This is a genomic window from Cerasibacillus sp. JNUCC 74 (assembly GCF_053667775.1).
Genome location: NZ_CM132207.1, coordinates 2,095,385 through 2,116,863, shown reverse-complemented (window position 1 = coordinate 2,116,863; position 21,479 = coordinate 2,095,385). Strand labels below are relative to the sequence as shown.

Annotated in this window: 21 protein-coding genes and 1 pseudogene; 12 read left to right on the top strand and 10 right to left on the bottom strand. The window is 36.1% G+C overall.

Translation table 11 applies throughout. From position 1 onward, the window contains the following. Positions 1-4 precede the first annotated feature (4 nt). From JNUCC74_RS09355 to JNUCC74_RS09315, 9 genes and pseudogenes are all read right to left on the bottom strand, one after another. Positions 5-742 carry a hypothetical protein gene (locus tag JNUCC74_RS09355; protein WP_454067781.1) on the bottom strand — a complete coding sequence of 246 codons (738 nt, stop codon included), beginning with the start codon at positions 740-742 and terminating at the stop codon, positions 5-7. Between the two features lie 20 nt (positions 743-762). Beyond that, a pseudogene (locus JNUCC74_RS09350) lies at positions 763-1,152 on the bottom strand (hypothetical protein). 25 nt (positions 1,153-1,177) lie between these two features. Then, the gene (locus JNUCC74_RS09345) at positions 1,178-1,330 is read right to left on the bottom strand and encodes a hypothetical protein (protein ID WP_454067780.1); all 153 of its coding nucleotides are present in this window, start codon (positions 1,328-1,330) and stop codon (positions 1,178-1,180) included. An 832-nt stretch (positions 1,331-2,162) separates the two neighbouring features. Beyond that, positions 2,163-3,770, bottom strand: a complete 1,608-nt coding sequence (locus JNUCC74_RS09340) for a b(o/a)3-type cytochrome-c oxidase subunit 1 (RefSeq protein ID WP_454067870.1) — start codon at positions 3,768-3,770, stop codon at positions 2,163-2,165. An 80-nt stretch (positions 3,771-3,850) separates the two neighbouring features. Next, positions 3,851-4,354 carry a cytochrome c oxidase subunit II gene (locus tag JNUCC74_RS09335; RefSeq protein WP_454067779.1) on the bottom strand — a complete coding sequence of 168 codons (504 nt, stop codon included), beginning with the start codon at positions 4,352-4,354 and terminating at the stop codon, positions 3,851-3,853. Positions 4,355-4,380: 26 nt separating this feature from the next. Continuing rightward, on the bottom strand, positions 4,381-4,524 hold the full coding sequence (locus JNUCC74_RS09330; protein WP_454067778.1) for a cytochrome c oxidase subunit 2A: 144 nt from the start codon (positions 4,522-4,524) through the stop codon (positions 4,381-4,383). 1,057 nt (positions 4,525-5,581) lie between these two features. Beyond that, positions 5,582-6,253 carry a queuosine precursor transporter gene (locus JNUCC74_RS09325; protein WP_454067777.1) on the bottom strand — a complete coding sequence of 224 codons (672 nt, stop codon included), beginning with the start codon at positions 6,251-6,253 and terminating at the stop codon, positions 5,582-5,584. A gap of 557 nt (positions 6,254-6,810) precedes the next feature. Beyond that, positions 6,811-8,562, bottom strand: coding sequence for a SulP family inorganic anion transporter (locus JNUCC74_RS09320; protein ID WP_454067776.1), 1,752 nt, complete (start codon positions 8,560-8,562; stop codon positions 6,811-6,813). Between the two features lie 670 nt (positions 8,563-9,232). After that, positions 9,233-9,433, bottom strand: a complete 201-nt coding sequence (locus tag JNUCC74_RS09315; protein ID WP_077320572.1) for a cold-shock protein — start codon at positions 9,431-9,433, stop codon at positions 9,233-9,235. Between the two features lie 312 nt (positions 9,434-9,745). Here JNUCC74_RS09315 and JNUCC74_RS09310 point away from each other — a divergent pair, with 312 nt between their 5' ends. Genes JNUCC74_RS09310 through JNUCC74_RS09300 form a run of 3 tightly spaced genes read left to right on the top strand, consistent with a single transcriptional unit; the run spans position 9,746 to position 12,556 of the window. Beyond that, positions 9,746-11,416, top strand: coding sequence for a formate--tetrahydrofolate ligase (locus tag JNUCC74_RS09310; RefSeq protein WP_454067775.1), 1,671 nt, complete (start codon positions 9,746-9,748; stop codon positions 11,414-11,416). Next, positions 11,416-12,051 carry an HD domain-containing protein gene (locus JNUCC74_RS09305; protein WP_454067774.1) on the top strand — a complete coding sequence of 212 codons (636 nt, stop codon included), beginning with the start codon at positions 11,416-11,418 and terminating at the stop codon, positions 12,049-12,051. The genes JNUCC74_RS09310 and JNUCC74_RS09305 overlap by 1 nt, the downstream gene beginning before the upstream one ends. Continuing rightward, a complete protein-coding gene (locus tag JNUCC74_RS09300) occupies positions 12,035-12,556 on the top strand; it encodes a GNAT family N-acetyltransferase (protein ID WP_454067773.1) in 522 nt (173 codons plus the stop codon). The genes JNUCC74_RS09305 and JNUCC74_RS09300 overlap by 17 nt, the downstream gene beginning before the upstream one ends. A gap of 117 nt (positions 12,557-12,673) precedes the next feature. Here JNUCC74_RS09300 and JNUCC74_RS09295 read toward each other — a convergent pair whose 3' ends face one another. Next, on the bottom strand, positions 12,674-13,717 hold the full coding sequence (locus JNUCC74_RS09295) for a C40 family peptidase (RefSeq protein ID WP_454067772.1): 1,044 nt from the start codon (positions 13,715-13,717) through the stop codon (positions 12,674-12,676). A 197-nt stretch (positions 13,718-13,914) separates the two neighbouring features. On the opposite strand from JNUCC74_RS09295, the gene JNUCC74_RS09290 reads away from it, so the two are divergent. The 9 genes from JNUCC74_RS09290 (at position 13,915) to msrB (ending at position 21,474) form a co-directional block, all read left to right on the top strand. Next, positions 13,915-14,871 (top strand): thymidylate synthase, encoded by a 957-nt coding sequence (locus JNUCC74_RS09290; protein WP_454067771.1) that lies wholly within the window; start codon positions 13,915-13,917, stop codon positions 14,869-14,871. Positions 14,872-15,159: 288 nt separating this feature from the next. After that, positions 15,160-15,651: a dihydrofolate reductase gene (locus JNUCC74_RS09285; RefSeq protein WP_454067770.1), complete on the top strand. Its 492-nt coding sequence runs from the start codon at positions 15,160-15,162 to the stop codon at positions 15,649-15,651. Between the two features lie 169 nt (positions 15,652-15,820). After that, a complete protein-coding gene (locus tag JNUCC74_RS09280) occupies positions 15,821-16,030 on the top strand; it encodes a twin-arginine translocase TatA/TatE family subunit (RefSeq protein ID WP_077320566.1) in 210 nt (69 codons plus the stop codon). A 14-nt stretch (positions 16,031-16,044) separates the two neighbouring features. Next, positions 16,045-16,236: a twin-arginine translocase TatA/TatE family subunit gene (locus tag JNUCC74_RS09275; RefSeq protein ID WP_077320565.1), complete on the top strand. Its 192-nt coding sequence runs from the start codon at positions 16,045-16,047 to the stop codon at positions 16,234-16,236. A 105-nt stretch (positions 16,237-16,341) separates the two neighbouring features. Then, the gene (gene tatC, locus JNUCC74_RS09270) at positions 16,342-17,097 is read left to right on the top strand and encodes a twin-arginine translocase subunit TatC (protein ID WP_454067769.1); all 756 of its coding nucleotides are present in this window, start codon (positions 16,342-16,344) and stop codon (positions 17,095-17,097) included. A 15-nt stretch (positions 17,098-17,112) separates the two neighbouring features. Then, positions 17,113-17,337: a YozE family protein gene (locus JNUCC74_RS09265; protein WP_281250278.1), complete on the top strand. Its 225-nt coding sequence runs from the start codon at positions 17,113-17,115 to the stop codon at positions 17,335-17,337. Between the two features lie 479 nt (positions 17,338-17,816). Continuing rightward, positions 17,817-18,695, top strand: a complete 879-nt coding sequence (gene vanY / locus JNUCC74_RS09260) for a VanY-A/VanY-F/VanY-M family D-Ala-D-Ala carboxypeptidase (RefSeq protein WP_454067768.1) — start codon at positions 17,817-17,819, stop codon at positions 18,693-18,695. A 1,147-nt stretch (positions 18,696-19,842) separates the two neighbouring features. Continuing rightward, a complete protein-coding gene (gene vrrA / locus JNUCC74_RS09255) occupies positions 19,843-20,427 on the top strand; it encodes a VrrA/YqfQ family protein (RefSeq protein ID WP_454067767.1) in 585 nt (194 codons plus the stop codon). Between the two features lie 72 nt (positions 20,428-20,499). After that, positions 20,500-21,474 carry a peptide-methionine (R)-S-oxide reductase MsrB gene (gene msrB, locus JNUCC74_RS09250; protein WP_454067766.1) on the top strand — a complete coding sequence of 325 codons (975 nt, stop codon included), beginning with the start codon at positions 20,500-20,502 and terminating at the stop codon, positions 21,472-21,474. Positions 21,475-21,479 lie beyond the last annotated feature (5 nt).

Here is a 21,479-nt window from a genome sequence, read left to right as displayed (position 1 = left end):
TTCTTCAGGCAGTAAAGGTTTCTGACGCTTCGATCCACCTAATTTCTTTTAAATAAAAAGGGAAGATACTCTTAATTGTTTTCCCAACAGGCAAGATAGCATTATTGTTCTTATCAACCCCTTTAGGTTGAACGCCTTGCATAGCGATTCGAGCTGATTCTGGTCGTACAATTTCTTTTGGTGGCAATATTCCATGACGTAACAATTCTCTAATACCAGTTCCGGAAATGTTAATTCGATAACGCTCATCATGAGGGCAAGATTGAACACTAGCTGGATTGTTACAACGAGTACAGAAAAACACCTCATGATACAGTCGAACATCTATACCTAGTACGTCTGGACTAAACTCGTCAAACACAGTATGACTGGCATATTTATCATAATAATCACCGATACCAGCATGATCTCGACCAATAAGAGCGTGTGTACAACCGTAGTTATTCATAATTAGAGCATGCAGAACTGTCTCTCGAGGCCCAGCAAAAATATACATAACTCTTAAAGGGGAAAGAATTGTACGATGTTTAGGATAGTATGTTTTTAACACACTACGGTAGGCTAACATACGAAATTCATGGCGAGTATATTCACGTTTAGCCATCTCTACAAGAGGTTGAACGAATAAGCCATCTATTTCTTCTAAAGCGTTCTTATGAATATATTCATGACCGCGGTGTAGGGGGTTGGCTCCAGTAATAAATCCAGCTACCGAGCGAAATTTATTTTTCTCGTAAAACAAATGCCAAGTGTCTTTCGGTTCTAACCAAAGGGTCCCCAATTTGCACGACGTAATAATTTAATAGGTCCACCTAGAGCAACATCACCCATTCTCCTATAGATAGCATCAACACCTGGATGGTTTCTATCCGTAGTACGAAAGAGGTGAGAGGCACGCTTCTCCTTACTATAAGAAAAAATATCTTCAATTTCTAGAATAGCAACAGGCTCTTTAGTTTCATCAGCAAGAGCTACTTCATCTCCAATGGAAAGGGATTCAATAACTTTTTTATTACGTTCACCTGTTGGGGCGAAGCTTAATGGTACGGGCTATACTAGACCATTTTTCAACCTCCCTTTACTGAGAACGGATTGATAGTCTTCTTCGTTCATAAATCCTTCGTTAGGAGATAATGCACCAGTGGCAATCATTTCCAGTGTAATAACTGCTTCTAAATCAACCATAACTATGGGCCAATTGTTTCGCTCTAGCCAATTCTTTGTCTCTTTTTTTACCTGTGAGGACCTGGTTTACTAGCTTACCACCATGAGGTTGTTGTGGGTAATTGGTAGACGTATCATGTTCCTTAACTATTTCTTTCTGATTCATGAAAAACTCCTCCTCATTTTTGATCCATTCCTCTTCCTACATTCCTAATGACAAGTCCTTTGGAAACAATTCTATAAAAAGGAGTCTAATGACGAGTAGATAAGGTATATATTGTAAACTTATATTCGTAAATTGTACGTAACGATTTTTTATATGTTAGAACTGCTGCTACTCATCTTTCCATATGATTAAATTTCGTGTTCATTATAATCGCTTCCGCTTGTTTCAAATTGATTCCTCCTTACTAGACATGTTAATTTTGAAGCGGAAGGTAATCAATAGCAATTATAAAATTAGGATATATAGAATTTTTTAGAAAAGTAAAGTTTTAGCGTTAGTCTTTTTGAAGACAAGGACAGAGTGTAAAGTAATTATATTTTATACGTTTCTTTTCATTTGTTGAAATAAAGGTAATTAAACTTTGATCGAATCCGACTTCTAATGTCATATATTTTATTAAGATGAAAATAGGGGAAAGAGTAATAATAAAGGGAGAGTGGATGAGCTTCATGTTCACCCATGATGAATTATACTTTCTAGTGATCATCATCTAGCGGGTTTGTTGAATGTTAAATAGGGTGGATGAAAAGCCAGTGGAAAGGGGTATAGTTTTTAAACTAGCACAAATGGGTCTAATTTTTGTGAATTCCTATTTAAAAAGAAGATTGTGCAATGAAAATCTATGGTTTATAGTATCAGAAAAACTTGGCTTTCGCTAAAGCTTGGCGACAAGCCAAGTTTTTCTAAACACAAACAAACCGAACAATTATAAATGAATTGTTCGGTTTGTGCTATTTAGTATTTCTTATCTCCCATCACCTTTTTTCATTTATTAACTTCCAACAGGCCAATCAAAAGGAGGAGACCCAGGTGGAGAGTTTTGAATAATATCGATAAACGGTACGGTGTAAGCAAATAAAATAAGAGCAACCGTGATACAGATCCAGAGCTTCCAGTTTTCCATAAATTTTGGTGTTGGCTGAGCATCTGGTTCTTCCTCACCAACTGGAAATTCTTCCACTCCTTTTGGAGCAAAAAAGGTTAATTTGATAAAAATATACACCATCAAAATAACGCCAATAAATAGAATCGTACCACCAATAGCTTGAGCAATTTGATAACCAATCCATTCAGAAGCCTGTTCTGTTCCTCCATATTCCGAATAGGAGGAACGTCTAGGACCACCAAGTAAACCTTGGATATGCATAGAAGTTGACATAATTGCCATTCCTACAACCCAAATAATGGATTGAATAATTCCTAATTTGTTGATAGATTTGGTTAGTTTTCTGCCGGTCAAATGTGGAATTAACCAATAAGCAACCCCAAAGAAAGTTAAAATAACAGTTGTAGCAACCGTCAGATGAAAATGCCCGGTAACCCACATCGTATTATGAACAACGGCGTTCATTTGATGTGAAGCATTAATAATTCCTCCGGCACCTCCAGGGATAAGCGCAAGCATACCAAGCATAGGAGCTAAGAACCGTACATCGTTCCATGGCAAATGTTTAAACCAGCCAAATAGTCCTTTGTGACCTTTCTTACGGCCAGTGATCTCAAATGTTGCAAATAAAGAAAATGCGGTCATTAAGGTTGGTACCACTACCATAAAGGTGAGTACAACTTGGATGAATTTCCAAACCGGATCAATTCCCGGCTCCGTAAGCTGGTGATGGAAACCAACGGGAATGGAGAAGAACAAAAATAAAATAAACGATAGTCTAGCTAATGAATCGCTAAAAATTTTCCCACCAATAATTTTGGGAATAATTGCATACCATGCCATATAAGCTGGCAATAACCAAAAATAAACAAGCGGATGGCCAAAGTACCAAAACAATGTCCTGCTTACTAATACGTTTATTGTTTCGGCATACCCTAGTGACCACGGGATAAATTGTACAAGAACCGAAGTTGCTACACCAAGTGAAGCAATAATCCACATAATCATATTAATCGTAACCATAAAAGCTAAAAGTGGTGATTTCTGTCCGGGATGTGCTTTTTTCCATACATAGAGCTGACGAAAATTAACAATTCCTGCAAACCAAGTACCAACAATTACTAGGGCCAAGCCGATATAAAATAAAGGATGTGCTTTCAATGGTGCGTAAAAAGTATATAGAACACTTGCCTTTCCTAATAAAATCATTGTGGCTGTTATGATAGTACCAATTAGCATTATCCAAAAGCTAATCCATGCTACTTGTCTTTGCTTTTGAGATATTCCCACTGTTTTTCCCATTAGAGAAAATTGAAATCCAATGATAAAAAATGTAGTTAAAACGAGTGCTAATATAACTCCGTGAACAGTTAAAACTTGGTAGTAATCAATTCCCCAGGGTAATGTGATCGTACCGGAACGAACAAGCGTTTGTAAAAATCCCATCAATCCTCCGATTAGTAAAGAAATAAATGTAACATACATAAAGGACATATAAAGTTTTGCCTCTTTGTTGGAAAAAGGGAAAAGCTTTGGTGCCTCATTGATTACCTTAAATGTCTTTGGTAAAGCCATTATTCAACCACCTCCACAGTAGCAAACATTAAATGATGACCAACACCACAGTATTCATTACATACAACGGTATATTCACCAGGCTCTTTTAGAACTGTTTCCATTTGGCTTATATACCCTGGCTCAACCATCATATTGACATTGGTACCAGTAATATTAAAACCATGGATAACATCCTTCGTCGTTATTTGAAACAATACCGTAGAGCCTTTAGGAATTGTTATTTTTCTGACTGGATTTCCTTCATTGTCTAATCCAAAATCATAATTAAATGCAGAAGCAACCATATTAACGATATACTTATTATCATCTACTTTGGTTAAGCCGAGATTTTCTTGTTTAAACGCTTCATGTGCTTCAATATTTTTTGGATCAATGGTCGCCCCATGGCTCTGTGGATGTGTTCCTTTCCAAAATGCCCCAAATCCTAGAATAGTTAAAAAAAGTGCTAATGAACCAACTCCAAATACAAGCCAGATTTTCTCATATTGATGAAAATGCATTCCCATCACTCCCCTTATCTTTAACCTTACCGATCAATAAAAATATAAAATACGCTGAACCATGCGACGATAATAAATAGACCTAGCAGGAATACCGAGATTAGCGTACCTTTTAAATTGGGCTCTTCATGCTGTTGCTCAGACTTTTTCTTTTTGTTCATCGTACTCATGTTAACCCCCTCCTTTTGATGAGAATTCCGACCTAGTTCCATTATACAAAGGAAAATAGTAAAAAAAGCTTAATTGATAACGTTTTCATAATTTGTTCATTTATCTAATTGTTCGTTGATATGGCAATTTTACATACTTTTTTGTTTGGAAAGTTTTTGACAAAATTTTAACGGAATCGTTACTAATTATTGTCTTTTTAATAAAGTCTACAGTTAAAGTGAGGAAAAAGTTGTTTGTTTTGAGAACGGAAGGAAAGGGATTTATAGAGTTAAAAGTGGTTGACAGGGAAAAGATATGCTAATCAATGGATTCCATTACATATTCGTGAAATATCCATTTTGTGATAATTTGATCAATGTATAAAATAAAAACTAGATAAGAATACGTATTGGATTAGCAGCAGCTTATTACAAGCTCCTTACTAATTAAGGTTGTTTTTATTTTCTTAACAGTCTTCATATTATCTTTCTTTCATTCTGCAAATACGCCTTTATTTCTATCCTACCTCTCTGTTTTGGATATCGTAATTGCATAGACAGTTTCATTACGTCCGGGCTCTAAATGTGTTCATTAAAATTCTTGGGTAATTCCCTAGTATTTTATGCATCGTAAAAGGAATGAATAGCTGAAGAGGGGAGGGAAGTTTTTTAGAAACGTGTCATTACTTTTTTCATTGCAATAAAATTCATGAAAGGAAAATCCTAATAAAACAATTGCTGTGTGGATGTAAAGAAACAGGGGAAACAAGTTTACTTAAGAAGATAAAAAGATTACTTCACATCTTTGGTTCGACGGTTTTTCTCAACACATTGATGGCTGTGATTTATTGGCCTTCTTCATCTACCTGGTAACTTCCCACACCAAACTTCCACTCATTACTTTCTAGGAAGGAAGACCAAAAATGGATCCATAAAAGTATTGTGTCCTAATCTCCGTCAACGCACGGAAATACCGTCTATATTTAAGTCTTTTCGCTATCTTTTAATTTTATGATGCTACTTTATTTAAGTACATAATTAACACTTAGCTAATAAGACTGCGCTAAGTAAGCTTGTATTATCCTTTCATCCTTTTAGCTATATACATAAATGGTGTGTCGATTAACGCTACAATAAATTTAATGATATACGTAGTAAAAAAGATTTCCATAAAAACATTAGTCGGATAAGTTCCGTAAAAGGCAATTGTACAAAATACAATCGTATCCAATAATTGACTTATGCCAGTACTGCCGTTATTTCTGATCCACAAATGTCGATCAGACGGAAATAATTTTCTTATTTTATCATACATCCAGACATCAAAAGATTGACTGATTAAATAAGCGGCAAGACTACCGGCAGCAATGCGAGGAATTAAATTAAATATCGTTGCCAGTGCTTCATGGGCAACATCATCTGCACTAGGCTCAAATGCCAGTGTACCCTGCATTAATACCGTCATTGTTACTAAGGTTGCAAACCCCATCCAAACAGCTTTTTTTGCTTCTGCTTTACCATATTTTTCGTTAATAATATCAGTCGCTAAATAAGCCGTACCATATAAAATATTACCAAGAGTTGCCGTGAATCCGATCAGATCAACTGTCTTTAATACTTGGATATTGGCTAAAATTGTTGCCATACCAATCCATATATAAAGACCAGTTCTACCAAACCATTTATAAAAAAGAAGTAGTAGTGTGAAGTTTACGATTGCAAGTATAATCCAAATAAGTTCATTAGCCAATAAAATTCCTCCTTAGTTTTGATGACGAGGGGGAGTTCTCGAACCGCGAAAATACAACAGCTATTATACCGAAGCAAATGAACAAAACGCAAGGAAGCTTGACTTTTTTCCTAAAAAATCTTTCAAGCATAAATAAAAGGAAGGTTCGAAATGAGAAGCTGTACTTTATGAACATATGACAGGTTTATGAAACGAAGATAAAACATAAACAACAAAGAAGTATACGATAAGGAGATTTTAACCTTGTTTGTTCATACTTTAAAATAAAAGGGGAAATGCCAAGCTCGCCATCGACAAGGATGGAACTAAACTCGCAGGAAAGAGATTGAAGTTTATTCGTTGCTCGATCACTTAAACTCCAACGAGAAGGCTGCCCGAGTCACAAGGAGAGTGAAGCCGACCTCAAAGGGGCTTCGGCGTTGAAGCTGAATAAATTATCCAACCATGTAAGTTTTATAGTTTCCTAGATAAAAAAGACTATCGAAAAGTTCTCGATAGTCTGCAAGGGAAAACATACTTGTTTATTCACTTATTCGGACGAAAAGTTTCAAAAATTGTTAACGATTTGGATATTTTATTCCTTCCGTTACTTCTAATAAATCGCTGCTTTCTCTAAATGCTTTACATGTATTTCGTTTCTCTTTTGCGCAAATAGAGCATTTACTTACTTGAATCAGCTGCAGTCCATAATTGACTGCATCTTCTGAACGTTTAAAGATGTTCTCTGCGCCAATTTTATCATACAGCCCGCTTATTTGTAACATTTCAAGTACATCATCATTTGCTTCTGATATAATTGTAATTCCACCAATATTATTAAAATCGGTTACCAGTGAATCTAAGTTTGCTGCACCTGTAGCATCTAATGTGGAAACATGCTTCATTTTCAAGATAAGCGCTGTTGGGCGTTTGTTAATGGACCGAGTGATGATAGATTCAAACTTATCAGCAGCACCAAAAAATAAAGGGCCTGCAATCGTATAAAAGGAAAGCTGTGGACAAACGGATGTGAGCGATTCAAAATTACGATCATTTGTTGTTTCCTTCATCATATCCGGAATCACTCTTCTTACTTGAAGAACTTCACTCATTCGTTTAATAAACGAAACCATTGCAAGCAGTAAACCAATTTGAACAGCCACAGTTAGGTTAACAAACACGGTTAATAAAAAAGTAGTTACTAAAACGAGAGAGTCGCTGGACCTTAATTTAAGAATATGTGTAAAAGATTTATATTCACTCATATTATAGGCAACAACCATTAATATAGGAGCCATACTTGCTAGAGGAATACTTGATGCATATGGAGCGAAAAGTAATAGTGTAATTAAAACAAATATACTTTGAAAGATTCCTGAATAAGGACTAACAGCACCACTTTTAATATTTGTAGCTGTTCGAGCAATTGCGCCTGTTGCAGGTATACCGCCAAATAAAGGAGTTACTATGTTTGCTATTCCTTGACCGATTAGTTCGCGATTGGAATGATGTCGTGTACCTGTCATTCCATCAGAAACTACTGCGGATAATAGTGATTCGATTCCGCCAAGCATGGCAATTACAAAGGCTGGTTGCAAAAGTACCACTATTTTTTCCCATGTTATATTAGGAAAATGTAGGCTTGGTAATGATTGGGGAATTCCACCAAATACAGTACCTATTGTCGCCACTTGCGTTGGATAAAAAAGAACAGCAATTACAGTTGGCAGAAGAAGTGCTGCTAAAAGTACAGGTACTCTTGGGAATAATTTAGGAATAAAAATAATAACTACTAACCCAATCAGAGCAGTTAATATACTATACCAGTTGATCGTAGAAATATTCTGTGCAATCTGGATCATATTTTCATGAAAATATTGTTTTTTTTCAAGCTCTTCCAGGCCAAGAAAGTTTCCGATTTGCCCGCTGAAAATAATTACAGCTATTCCAGAAGTAAAGCCAATCGTTACGGATCGCGGAATATATTTAATTAACTTTCCCAATTTGAAAATGCCCATTATAATGAGCATGATTCCTGCCAAAAATCCAGCAATTAATAAATTTTCATAACCATGCTCTAACACAATCGCAAGCAGGATAGGAATAAAAGCACCCGTTGGACCAGCAATTTGGAATTTGGAACCACCGAAAAGAGCAACTAAAAAACCTGCGATAATGGTCGTGTAGAGACCGTATTCCGGTTTTACTCCTGAGGCGATTGCAAATGCCATCCCAAGCGGCATGGCAACAATTCCAACCGTTATCCCTGCAATAATATCACGTTTTAAATCATTAGCTGAAACGCTTTTGAAGCGCTCGTCTTTGAACAACTTATCTGATCTCTCCTAATACATATTTTTAAAAATTTTTTCTTGTCTAACAGGGTATTCAAAAGGTACATTAAAAAGGACATATTGAATTTCTTCGTACATTAGAACGTATAAAATTTTCGTTGAAGTTCATTCAACGTAGTTAATATTTAAGTTCTAAGTATACGTGCCATTTAGCTATCGTCTGCGCTTCGCTGAATTGTTAGACAAGTTTTCTCTATAGACCTATTTCTCCGTTCGTTGGAAAAGAAAAACATTTTCCTGTGTGAGTAGAGACTCAAGCAATACCCGTAGTCATTTAATCTATACTCTTACACTCTAGCTACTTGAAACTTCACCTAGAATATGCTAGTGTCAGCATTGCAACAGAACAAGGAAATCAACGTCATCGAAGCGTCACACGCAGAAAAATAACTGTTTTTTCAAGGGCGTCTAAGACCTTAGCCGACCTTGATCCTTTTTATCCCCTTTTTGGAACACATCTAAAACAAGAACCCCTTATTTAACGATGGAACGCATGAAAGTCTGAATCGAAAAAATATCCGTTGTTATATTTATTGAAACTAATTTCGCCAGCTATGTGCCTTTGTTCTTAGGCTCAACGGATCAGTCGCAAAAAAAGCAGTAATCTTAAAATAGATTACCGCTTTATCTATGTGTTTTGGACTATTTATTTTTTAACGACATTAGCTGCTTGTGGACCACGTTCACCTTCAACGATATCAAAAGTAACTTCTTGACCTTCTTCCAGTGTTTTAAAACCTTCTTCTTGAATTGCTGAGTAATGAACGAAGACATCGTTTCCTTCTTCTTGCTGAATAAAGCCATAACCTTTTTCAGCGTTAAACCATTTAACTACTCCGTTTTCCATCTATTAATCCTCCTAAAAAGCTTCACGTTCCCTTGTAAAACGTGGTAATGCAAAGCAGATAAACAGAACATAAAATAGACAGTTCCCATAGAAGTGTAGGATCACTTGTACACCCACTTCTATAGAAGCTGTCTGCATGAATGAATCCGTACATCTTCTTTGCTTGTTTCTAATATAGCTTATTTAACTAGTCACGTCAAGAAAAGAGGGGAGGATAACTCGACATTTTTTCATATTCCAGCTATTATTTAAATAGGTTAGTTAGAAATTGAAAGCGATTCCTTGTTTTTCTAAAATGAAAGGAGTATTGTCATGAATACAGACATAGAAATTGCCCAAAAAACAAAACTATTTCCAATACATAAGATTGCAGAAGAGCTCCATTTATCGACAGAAGATTGGGAGCCATATGGACATACAAAAGCAAAGTTATCTAGTGCATTATTAGAAAAGTTAAGTAATAAGCGAGATGGAAAAATTATCCTTGTGACATCAATTAATCCAACCCCTGCAGGTGAAGGGAAATCTACTGTTACGGTAGGACTAGGACAAGCATTACGTAAAATGGGGAAAAAAGCGGTCATCGCTTTACGTGAGCCTTCTTTAGGTCCAGTTATGGGACTAAAGGGTGGAGCTGCTGGTGGGGGCTATTCGCAAGTTTTACCAATGGAAGATATTAACCTTCACTTCACGGGTGATATTCATGCAATTACTACGGCAAATAACGCATTATCGGCATTTATTGATAACCATATTCATCAGGGAAATGCATTACGAATAGATCCTAGAAAGATCGTCTGGAAGCGCGCACTGGATATGAATGATCGCGCATTAAGACAAGTAATCATCGGTCTAGGCGGCGCTAAGCAGGGAATGCCAAGGGAAGATGGTTTCCACATTACGGTAGCTTCAGAAATAATGGCAATTTTATGTTTAGCAATGGATTTAAAAGATTTAAAACGGCGTTTAGCTTCGATTGTAATTGGCTATACCTACAATGATGAACCGGTTACAGTTAAAGATCTACAAGTAGAAGGAGCTCTGACTTTATTATTAAAAGAGGCAATACGGCCTAATTTAGTACAAACAACGGAGAACACACCAGCGATCGTACATGGAGGCCCTTTCGCAAATATTGCCCACGGGTGTAATAGCATTATTGCTACGAAAACAGCTGCCAAGCTTGCTGACTATACGATCACAGAAGCTGGATTCGGAGCGGACTTGGGTGCTGAAAAATACTTTCATATTAAATCACAAGCAGGAAATATAAATACAGCTGCAGTTGTGATTGTTGCTACAGTCCGGGCGCTGAAGATGCATGGTGGAATGTTAAAAGATGATTTAAAAACAGAAAATATAGCAGCTTTAGAAGCAGGGATGGAGAATTTACAAAAGCATATTGAAACCATTCAAGCATTTCATGTTCCATTTGTTGTAGCTATTAACCAATTCCCGACAGATACAGAACAAGAAACGACCTTTATTGAACAGTGGTGCGACGATAGAGGTTATGATGTAGCACTTACAACCGTATGGGCTGATGGAGGGAACGGTGGGGTAGCTTTAGCAGAAAAAGTGATTAAAAAAGCAGAAGCGGCGTCCACTTCTTATCGACCTTTATACGAGATGCATGAGTCTTTAGAACAAAAAATGAGGAAGATCGCACAAACGGTTTATGGTGCAGATGATATTGAGATTACGAAACAAGCTCGTGAACAGCTAAAGCTTTATGAACAACAAGGGTGGGGGAATTTACCCGTATGCATGGCTAAAACACAATATTCGCTATCTGATAGCCCAACTTTATTAGGGCGCCCAACTGGATTTACTATCACGATTAGGGAATTACGTCCATCTATTGGTGCAGGGTTTATTGTGGCTTTAACAGGAGATGTTTTAACAATGCCCGGATTACCTAAAAATCCTGCTGCTTTACAAATGGATGTAGGAGAGGACGGAAAAGCGAAGGGTTTGTTTTAATGAAACAACAGGAACAATTACTTACGATAAAAAGGTTTGTGCGTCACTTATTTCTAGATGATATTACCGGACATGATTATTATCATATGAAGCGGGTTGCTCACTTAGCCAAATTAATTGCTGAAAAAGAACATGCAGATAGATTTATTTGTGAAACAGCAGCTTGGTTACATGATGTAGTGGATGAGAAATTATTCACTAATCCAACAGAGATAAAAAAAGAATTAGAACGACTTCTCATATCGATTGATTTATCTAAACAAGAAATAGCCCAAATAAAGTTAGCGATAACTGATATTTCTTTTCGTAAAGGAAGGATTCCTAAAAGTTTAGAAGGAAAAATAGTTCAAGACGCTGATCAGCTAGATGCAATCGGTGCTATCGGAATTGCACGTGCATTTGCCTATGGAGCAGCAAAGGGCAGGCATTTTTATCATGAACAATTCAATAATCATACGATTAAGCACTTTTATGACAAGCTTCTCATTATTAAGGATACGCTCCATACGAAAACAGCTCAACATTTTGCCAAAGAACGTCACCAAATGATGGAACAATTTTTAGAGCAGTTTTACAAGGAATGGAATGATGGTGAGACAACGTTAGCAAGAAAGGATGTTGAACATCATTATTAAATTAAAGCTGCTTCAGCCTGAAGATGCCGAAGCATTATTAAAGTTTGAAGCAGAAAACAGAGCATTTTTTGAAACAATGGTGCCAAGCCGTGGCGATGAGTATTATCATGTACCAAACTTTTTAGCTAGACATGAAGCATTGCTCGAGGAACAGAGTGAAGGGCAGGCAAGTTTTTATTTAATTAAAGATAGTCATAATATTTTAGGGAGAATAAATATAGTTGATCTGAATGACGATCGAAAAGTTGGACACTTAGGTTATCGTATTGGCAAAATTCATACAGGAAAAGGAGTAGCTACTCAAGCATTAAGTCTTTTACTCAAAGATTCCATTACAACGAGTCTAAGGCAGCTACATGCTAAAACAACGACGAACAATATTTCATCTCAAAAAGTGTTACAAAAAAACGGCTTTATCCATGAAAAAACAGAAAAGAACTCATTTGAAATGTACGGTGAATGCGTAAAGTTTATTCATTATACATGGACAAATCCAGAGTATTAAACGTTTGCCAAAATAGAGCGTTTCCTTAGGAGAGGATGTTTATCCAACTTGTTAAAAACGCTCTATTTTTTGTACTATAGTACTATAGGAAAGTATAAAATTGAATAAAATGAATTATTATTGCTTTACTTGTTTAGCGCCTAAGTAGCGTGATTCCCAATACGGGTTACTTAATTCACTTATTTCAACTCCTCTTGACTCTCCAGCGTGAATAAAGTTGCCATTACCTACATAAATCCCTAAATGTGATGGTCCGGGCTTATACGTTTCAAAGAAAACAAGATCACCAATGGAAGGTTCAGAAATCGGCTGCGAAAAATTCCATATATCACTTACGGTTCTAGGGATAGTAATGCCTTCTGCTTGAAAAACATATTGAATAAAACCACTGCAATCAAAGCCGCCTGGAGAAGTGCCGCCCCAAACATACGGAGTGCCGATTTGGGCACGAGCCTCCTCGATGATGGAAGAACCATTGACACCTGATACTTCAGCTTTTTTGACTTCCTTAGGTTTATTAACCTCCCGTACCGTTTTTTCCGCTTTTATCTCTTTATTGTTAGCTTGGTTATTCGTTTCCTTATTACTAGGTACAGAGGCAGAAGAGATTGTTTGCGCTTGTGGAGTAGAGGCACTTGCTTCAGAATCTGAAATTAGTTCTAGATCAAGCTCATCCTCCGCAATTTCTAAAGCTGTTTTTGTTAATGGTCCATAAATACCATCTAATTTTCCTTCATAGTAGCCGAAATATTGTAAGGCTTTTTGGACGATTTTCACTTTCTCATGATGCACCCCTGGTTGTAATTCTTTTGCAAAGTTTTGTAGTTGCTTTTTGTATTCCGTTTCTGCGTCTCTAGGTATGAATGTTGTTGTTTTATTTATTTTCCCATTAACAGATAATTGGTACTCATTCAAAGAATGCGCAATCATCTGTTTCAACTTGTTATCAAAATTACTGGTTTCCTGATCAAAATAAGGTAACGTATGTAATTTTCTTTGTACTGTACGGTCGGATTCTTCGTGTTTACTAACTTCTAATTGATCGGTTGAAGTTTTATTTTGCAGCTGCGGGTATGCACCGACATAATTGACAAACGGCTGGGTTAATACAAAACCATACAATAAAGAACGTTTCACTGCATACTCTAGTTGACTGTTCATACACACTCCCCTTTCCATAGTTCCGTGAGGTAAGATTATTGAAGTAGTTAAGATGAATCGTATACTTCTATATTTGTTATAGGATTATGTAGGATTTTGCTGTTTATGAATTACGTTTATATTACAAACTTAGAGACAAGTTTTGTTTTTATGGTACAATGAGACAGATAAGATATAGAAGTTTGGAGGAATTACATATGGTTAGTGGTGAAGCAGCTTACTTGAACTTATGTAAACATATTTTAACAACTGGTATTAAAAAAACAGACCGAACGAATACAGGTACTTATTCCGTATTTGGCTATCAAATGCGATTTGATTTACAAGCAGGCTTTCCGCTATTAACGACGAAACGAATTCCTTTTCGATTAGTAGCCAGTGAACTGCTTTGGTTTATTAAAGGTGATACAAATATTAGATATTTGTTACAGCATAACAATAATATTTGGAATGAGTGGGCGTTTGCCAAGTGGGTTCAGAGCAGTGATTATAAAGGTCCGGATATGACGAATTTCGGTATCCGTTCACAAACGGATCCTGAATTTAATGAACGCTATCAAGAGCAGATGGAGATTTTTAAAAGAAAGATCTTAACAGACGATACTTTTGCAAAGACCTATGGTGATCTGGGTGATGTCTATGGAAAGCAATGGCGTAAATGGAAAACATCGCAAAACGAGACGATTGATCAATTAAAAGACGTTATTGAATCCATCAAAACAAAACCAGACTCCAGAAGACATATTGTTTCCGCATGGAATCCAGAAGCTATTCCATCTATGGCACTTCCACCTTGTCATACGTTATTTCAATTTTACGTTGCAGATGGGAAGCTATCTTGTCAACTATACCAAAGAAGTGGTGATGTGTTTTTAGGAGTTCCGTTTAATATTGCAAGTTATGCGTTGTTAACCTATCTTCTTGCCCATGAATGTGGTTTACAACCTGGGGAATTTGTTCATACGCTTGGAGATGCACATATTTATGTGAATCATGTAGAACAAGTGAAGACCCAACTAAAAAGAGAAATAAGAGCCATGCCACAACTTAAAATAAATATGGAAAAATCCTCTATTTTTGATTTTGACCTTACTGACTTTGAAATTATTGGTTATGACCCACATCCAGCTATTAAAGCACCAATTGCAGTATAAAGTGAAACTTCATTTCTTGGAATGCCTTTCCCAAGAAATGTTAGCTTAGCGAATCGGGCATTTAGGTGCCGTTTTCTCCCACTTTGACCTTTTGTATCACTCAAAATTTTGAAGTGGGAGTCTTACGGCACCTTACATGCGGGATAAAGTGAAATTCATGTTTAGTTAAACCAATCGGACATTTACTGGCAGTTATCCGCCCTCTAGACTTCTTTGATCTCTCTTACTCCCCGAGGCGGGGTCTTACTGCCAGCTAGATGTGGGATAAATAGGAAAGGAAGTGGATCGATGATATCTTTCATTGTTGCAATGGATAAAAATCATGTGATCGGTTTGAATAACCGCCTCCCTTGGCGATTGCCCAGAGATTTACGCTTTTTCAAAGAAAAGACAATGCATCAAACAGTAATTATGGGCAGAAAAACATTTGATTCGATTGGAAAACCACTGCCAAACCGTAAGAATATTATTCTTTCAAGAAGTGGGGGAGATTTTCCCCAGGAAATCGAAGTTGTTTCTGATATCAATAAAATTCTAGAATGGAATGAAGCGGACCCGGAGAAGGAGTATTTTGTAATTGGCGGTGCAAAAATTTATGAACAATTGTTGCCGTTCGCTGATCGTATGTACATTACTTGGATTGATCATGCTTTTCAAGGTGACACGTATTTTCCGCAATTCTCTGAAGCAGAATGGGCGCTAAGTGCCAAAGAGCGAGGGGAAAAAGATGAGAAAAACCCATATGATTTCTACTTTCTTCAGTATGATCGAAAAAAGTAATACGGGAGGGATTTCCAGAATTAATAATCTGTCAATATAAAGCGTATGTTGCTTGTCTCATTATATAAAAACATGTTACACTTAAAGCGCTTTATAATTAATTTCGTTACGAGACTCTCTTTTTGAACACGCAGGTTGAAGAAAATCATTCTATAAAGAAGGTGTAAAAATGTCTAATATAGGCTTTCCTGGATTGATTTTAATTTTGGTTATTGCTTTAGTCATTTTCGGTCCCAAGAAATTACCGGAAATAGGTAAAGCGGCTGGTCAAACATTAAGAGAGTTTAAAAAGTCGGCAAATGATTTGACAAGCGATGCAAAAGAGGAAATCAATGAGACAAAGAAAATAATTTCAGAGCAAGAAAACAACAACAAATAAAGGGGCGTGGGGAGATGTTTCAAAATATTGGTATACCCGGGTTAGTCTTAATACTTATTATTGCTTTAGTCATTTTTGGACCAGCAAAGCTTCCGGAAATAGGTAAGGCATTTGGCAATTCGTTAAAAGAATTTAAAAATGCAACAAAGGGCATTGCTTCCGACGGGGATTCATCAGGAAACGCTGAAAACCATACATCAAAGTAAAAACGGATAAAAGAAGGTGTAAGGTGAAATCCTTGCATCTTCTTTTACTTTTAAATCTGTTAACCAATCATTTTATTTTGCTGTATGGTGTGGGAGAGTGACAGGATGTCTAAGAATCAATCTATTGATGAGAAAGAAATGAACATAACGGGTCATTTGGCTGAATTAAGAAACAGGATTATTGTAACTGCAATATTTTTTATCCTATTTTTCCTTGTTGGATTTATATTTTCAAAGGATATATATCTTTTTTTCCAAGGTGATATAGGTTTTAAACTAACAGTTATTAGTCCCGGGGAAATTATTTGGATTTATTTTACGCTTGCCAGTGTAGTAGCAATTGCTTGTACACTGCCTATTTTTGCTTTACAAGTTTGGTTGTTTGTAAGGCCAGGTCTGACAGCAAATGAGAGAAAAGCAACGGTTGCCTATATCCCAGCAGTATTTTTACTGTTTATTGGTGGATTAGTGTTTGGTTATTTTATGTTCGTTAAATTAATCTTGCCTTTTTTACTTTCATTAAACGATGGGATGTTTAATGAAATGTTTACAGTTAACAAGTATTTTGGATTTTTAATTCGTGTAACTGTCCCTTTTGCTGTTTTGTTTGAAATTCCGGTAATTGCTATGTTTTTAACCGCCTTAGGTATTTTAACACCACAGTTTATGAGAAAGACTAGAAAATATGCTTACTTTATTCTTGTTATCATCGGTACTATTGTAACGCCGCCCGATTTTGTATTACAAATTGTCGTTGCTATTCCATTAATCATTTTATATGAAATCAGCATTTATCTAGCTACAATTGTACATCGAAAAAAACAACGAAAACATGAAGCATTTATGAATAACTCTGAATAAAAGGAGGAGAGGCAATTGCAATCACGATCCTTTTATCATTTTTTAATGACTTTCCGGGGAAAAAAACCGCCTGATGATCCGTGCCGATTAGCTGATTGGGCATTTTCCGATCACAATTTCCCTAAGCAGTCCACGAATTATGATGAAATTAGCAACTACTTAGAATGGAATAGTCCCTTTCCTACGGCATTACCTGTTTTTGATGAATTATGGGAAATTTATACGTTACATGATGAGTAAAAAACTTGAGGATCTATACCTCGAGTTTTTCTATTTATTGGGAATGTTGAGTATCTTTTGAAAATTAGCATTATCGTCTAACTTAAGTACTTAGTGTCTACCTTCTTGAGATCTCTTTTTCTTGTTACAACAACTTCTTGCAGTTGTCTTAGAGAATCTAATGAGACTATTTTCTCTGAATTGTAATGGTATTCTTCTAGTAAACCGTTATGTCCCCACTCTAGGGTTGACACATACATGATGCAATTCGTTTACCGTTTTAGCTTGTTCATTGCTAAAAATATTGTTGAGCAACATAATAGATTGATTACTGTCCAAAGTAGTTTTAATACGTACGATTTTTGAAGTGGTTTACCACAAAAAGTGAACCAAATAATCAAGCTAAAAAAGATTTAAGAAAAATTTAAAATTTACCCCACTCTTTTTTTAAATAGTTTTTCCTATCCTTTAAGTATATAAGATCAAGGAGGAAACTGAAAATGAAGAAGTGGGGATTTTTATTGTTGTTTTTATTATGCTTAGGTTTTGCAGGAGTTACTTTCATTAATAAAGCACTGTTTTTTCAGGATAAAGTAGTTATTCAAAAATATGATCAAAATCACAAAGATAATATAGGGACTTCTGAAAATCTCCAAAAGGAAGAGATTTCAAAAGAACAGATCTATCAAGGAAATCTGCTCTTAATCAACAGTAAATATCCTATTCGCCAAGAGAGTGTGAAATTAGATATCGTAAATTTATCTAAACATAAAGAATTGATAAATGGATACGGGTTGCTTGATACGAATATTTATCTGTCAAAAGGAATAACACAAAAATTTTCACAGATGATCAATGATGCTGAAAAGGATGGGGTTAGTCATTTTTTAATTAGTAGTGGCTTTCGAGACTTTGTTGAGCAAAGTGTGCTTTACCAAGAAATGGGGGCGGATTATGCCTTGCCAGCAGGTTATAGTGAGCATAATTCAGGCTTATCACTTGATGTAGGATCAAGCTTAACGAAAATGGATCGGGCACCTGAAGGAAAGTGGCTGAAAGAAAATGCCTGGAAATACGGCTTTATATTACGGTATCCACAGGATAAAACTGATGTTACTGGAATTAAATATGAACCATGGCACATCCGTTATGTTGGTTTGCCTCACAGCGCGATTATGAAAAAAAAGAATTTTGCTCTAGAAGAATATATAGATTACCTAAAAGAAGAAAAAAACATTTCTGCTAATGTAAATGGAGAAAAATATAAGATCTTTTATCATCCTGTTCCTAAGAATACTACCATTCATGTGCCGACCAATCTTCGTTATGAAATATCAGGTAACAATATGGATGGTGTAATTGTAACAGTATTTCCCTAATCAGCACCCGAAGTTCATAAAGGTGAGGATGAGAATGGAACGAAGGAAATGACACTATTTACATTGTTCGTGTATGCTTTATTCAAAATCATTCGATTCAAATTTAAATTGATTCATGTTATATTTCTCTGCTACTAACTTCAGAAAAATCTTGGAAACCCCGATCATATCTTTAATCGGTTGCATTTGGGAATTTTAATTCTGTTTTAATCCATATTAAATTATATCCAGAACCTGTCTACCTATCGTATAAAAATTGGTAATATTTTCAGTGTTGTCTAAAAACAATGAAATGTCATTCATAGGTGTGTTAGCTCGATCCTTGAGTTTTCGTTTTGAATGTTTACAGGTCGTTTTTTATATCAAAAGTTTTGATGTGGATGATTCTACTGAATACCTCTGGAGGCTTGCTTGGCTATAGGTGCTTTCAAATTGAATAATTCCCGTTAAAGGGAACTTTAATAAAGCAATGAAAAAGTTCAATTTCTCTATGAATTAGTGGGGAGGTTGGACTTTTCAATATAGTTAATCCGCATTTTCCTAACACTATTCCTAATTACTCAAGTTTCAAACAAACGTTTGATTAATTTTTTAATATTAAGAAAAATATAGTTGATTTTATATGCTGAATAATTTTTAATATCGACTAAAAGGCGTTGCAATAGAAGTGGGGTATACTTGCGATAGCAATACACCGAGGTTTCTTAAGGAAGTCTACAAATGGATTTTAACTGTTTCAAGATGAAAAAAGAAAGGAACCCTTCATGAAGTTGCACTTTATCTTGTCAGCAGAGCATTTGTACGCTAATAAGTGATTGCTTCTAAATTTTGTTTTTAGTTACATACCTAATACTGTGATCTTCTGCAATATTCGGCAAATGAATACGAATTATTTGCAAATGCTGTAGCTATATGCGGTTGCCCGGGAAATATTCAGCAAAGAAAAAGTCGCTATATTTTTTCGATTGACTAATTTTTATGCTTCGTTTATCTAAATCCGTAACAACTCCTCATTCGTCTAACAGCTTCCATGCTAAACTTTATAATTCCTCTGTAAACCATAGTAATTCAATAAATGCCTACACTTTTTCTTTAGGTCTACGTACACTAATATAGGTAATAGCATAAAGAAAGGAGGCATATCAACATGGTGTTTTCCCCACAACGATCGGTTAACTTTCCATTCCATATGCAACAAGGCAATATGGGAAATAATTTTAGACCATTTCAACAACTTCAACCGCGTAATTTTCCAAATGCACCCTTTCAAGCTGGTCCTTTTTCCAGAGGCAATTTTTCGGGGATGCAACAGGCAGCTACGAAAGGAGGTAAATTAAAAAATCTATTAAGTTTATTACAGCCACAATCCGGAGCAAGCACGGGTGCTGGAGGGGCTGTTAGTAAGGGAATTGGTGGCTTAAGCGGTGCATTAGATAATATGCAACAGGTTATAAATGTCGTACAAAATGCTGCTCCTATTGTAAAGGAATATGGACCCATGGTAAAGAATTTACCAGCAATGTTTCGCATGATGAAGGCTTTTAAATCCTTAGACGATACAGAAGATGATACAGATGAAGAAGACAAGGAAGAAACGGAAGAAAATAAAAAAGACGAATCGGAACTACCGAAATCAGATCAAACCGAATCAGAATCGGAGGAAGCAAATGAACCGTCTATAATAGAGGATGAACAACAAAAAGGAAAATCTGTACCGAAATTATTTATTTAAATAATGCGTCCAGCTTGATTTTTTCTTCTATTCAGGGAAAAATAGAGGAAAAGAATGAGGGGATGATGGATAATGAGTGACACAATGAAAGAATATGCAACATTTGCTGGGGGCTGCTTTTGGTGTATGGTTGAACCATTTGATAATCGTCCTGGGGTCATCCGGATAACATCAGGCTACACAGGAGGTACTATGCCAAATCCTACGTATGAACAGGTTTGTTCAAATACTACAGGTCATGTGGAAGCAGTACAAATAGAGTTTGATCCAACGATGATGCCTTATCAAAAGTTATTAGATACCTTTTGGCAGCAAATTGACCCAACAGACCCTAATGGACAATTTAATGATCGTGGTGAATCGTACCATACTGCAATATTTTATCATAACGAACAACAGAGACAACAAGCCGAAGCGTCAAAGCAAGCATTAGAAGCAAGTGGTAAGTTTTCCAAACCAATTGTGACGAAAATTCTTCCTGCAAAACCTTTTTATCCAGCTGAAGAACAACATCAGGAATATTATAAAAAACAATCTTTTCATTATCGTCTTTATAAAAAAGGTTCCGGCAGGGAGGATTTTATCAATAAACATTGGAAAAGCAAGGTAAATAAGGTAGACTTAAAAAAGAAGCTGACACCGATCCAATACCATGTTACCCAGGAAAACGGAACGGAAAGACCGTTTCAAAACGAATACTGGAACAATGATCAAGAAGGTATTTATGTAGACATTGTCTCAGGAGAACCACTATTTTCGTCAAAAGATCAGTATGATGCTGGCTGTGGTTGGCCAAGCTTTACGAAACCGATAGACGATTATCAGCTTAAAGAAAAGCTGGATACATCACATGGGATGATACGTACAGAAGTAAGAAGCAAGGATGCTGATTCGCATTTAGGTCATGTATTTGAAGACGGTCCAAAAGACCAAGGCGGACTTCGTTATTGTATTAATTCTGCAGCACTGCGATTTGTCCCTAAGGAGAAGCTTAAAGAAGAAGGGTACGAAGAATATGAACGTTTGTTTGATGTTGATGAAGTTTAGTTAAC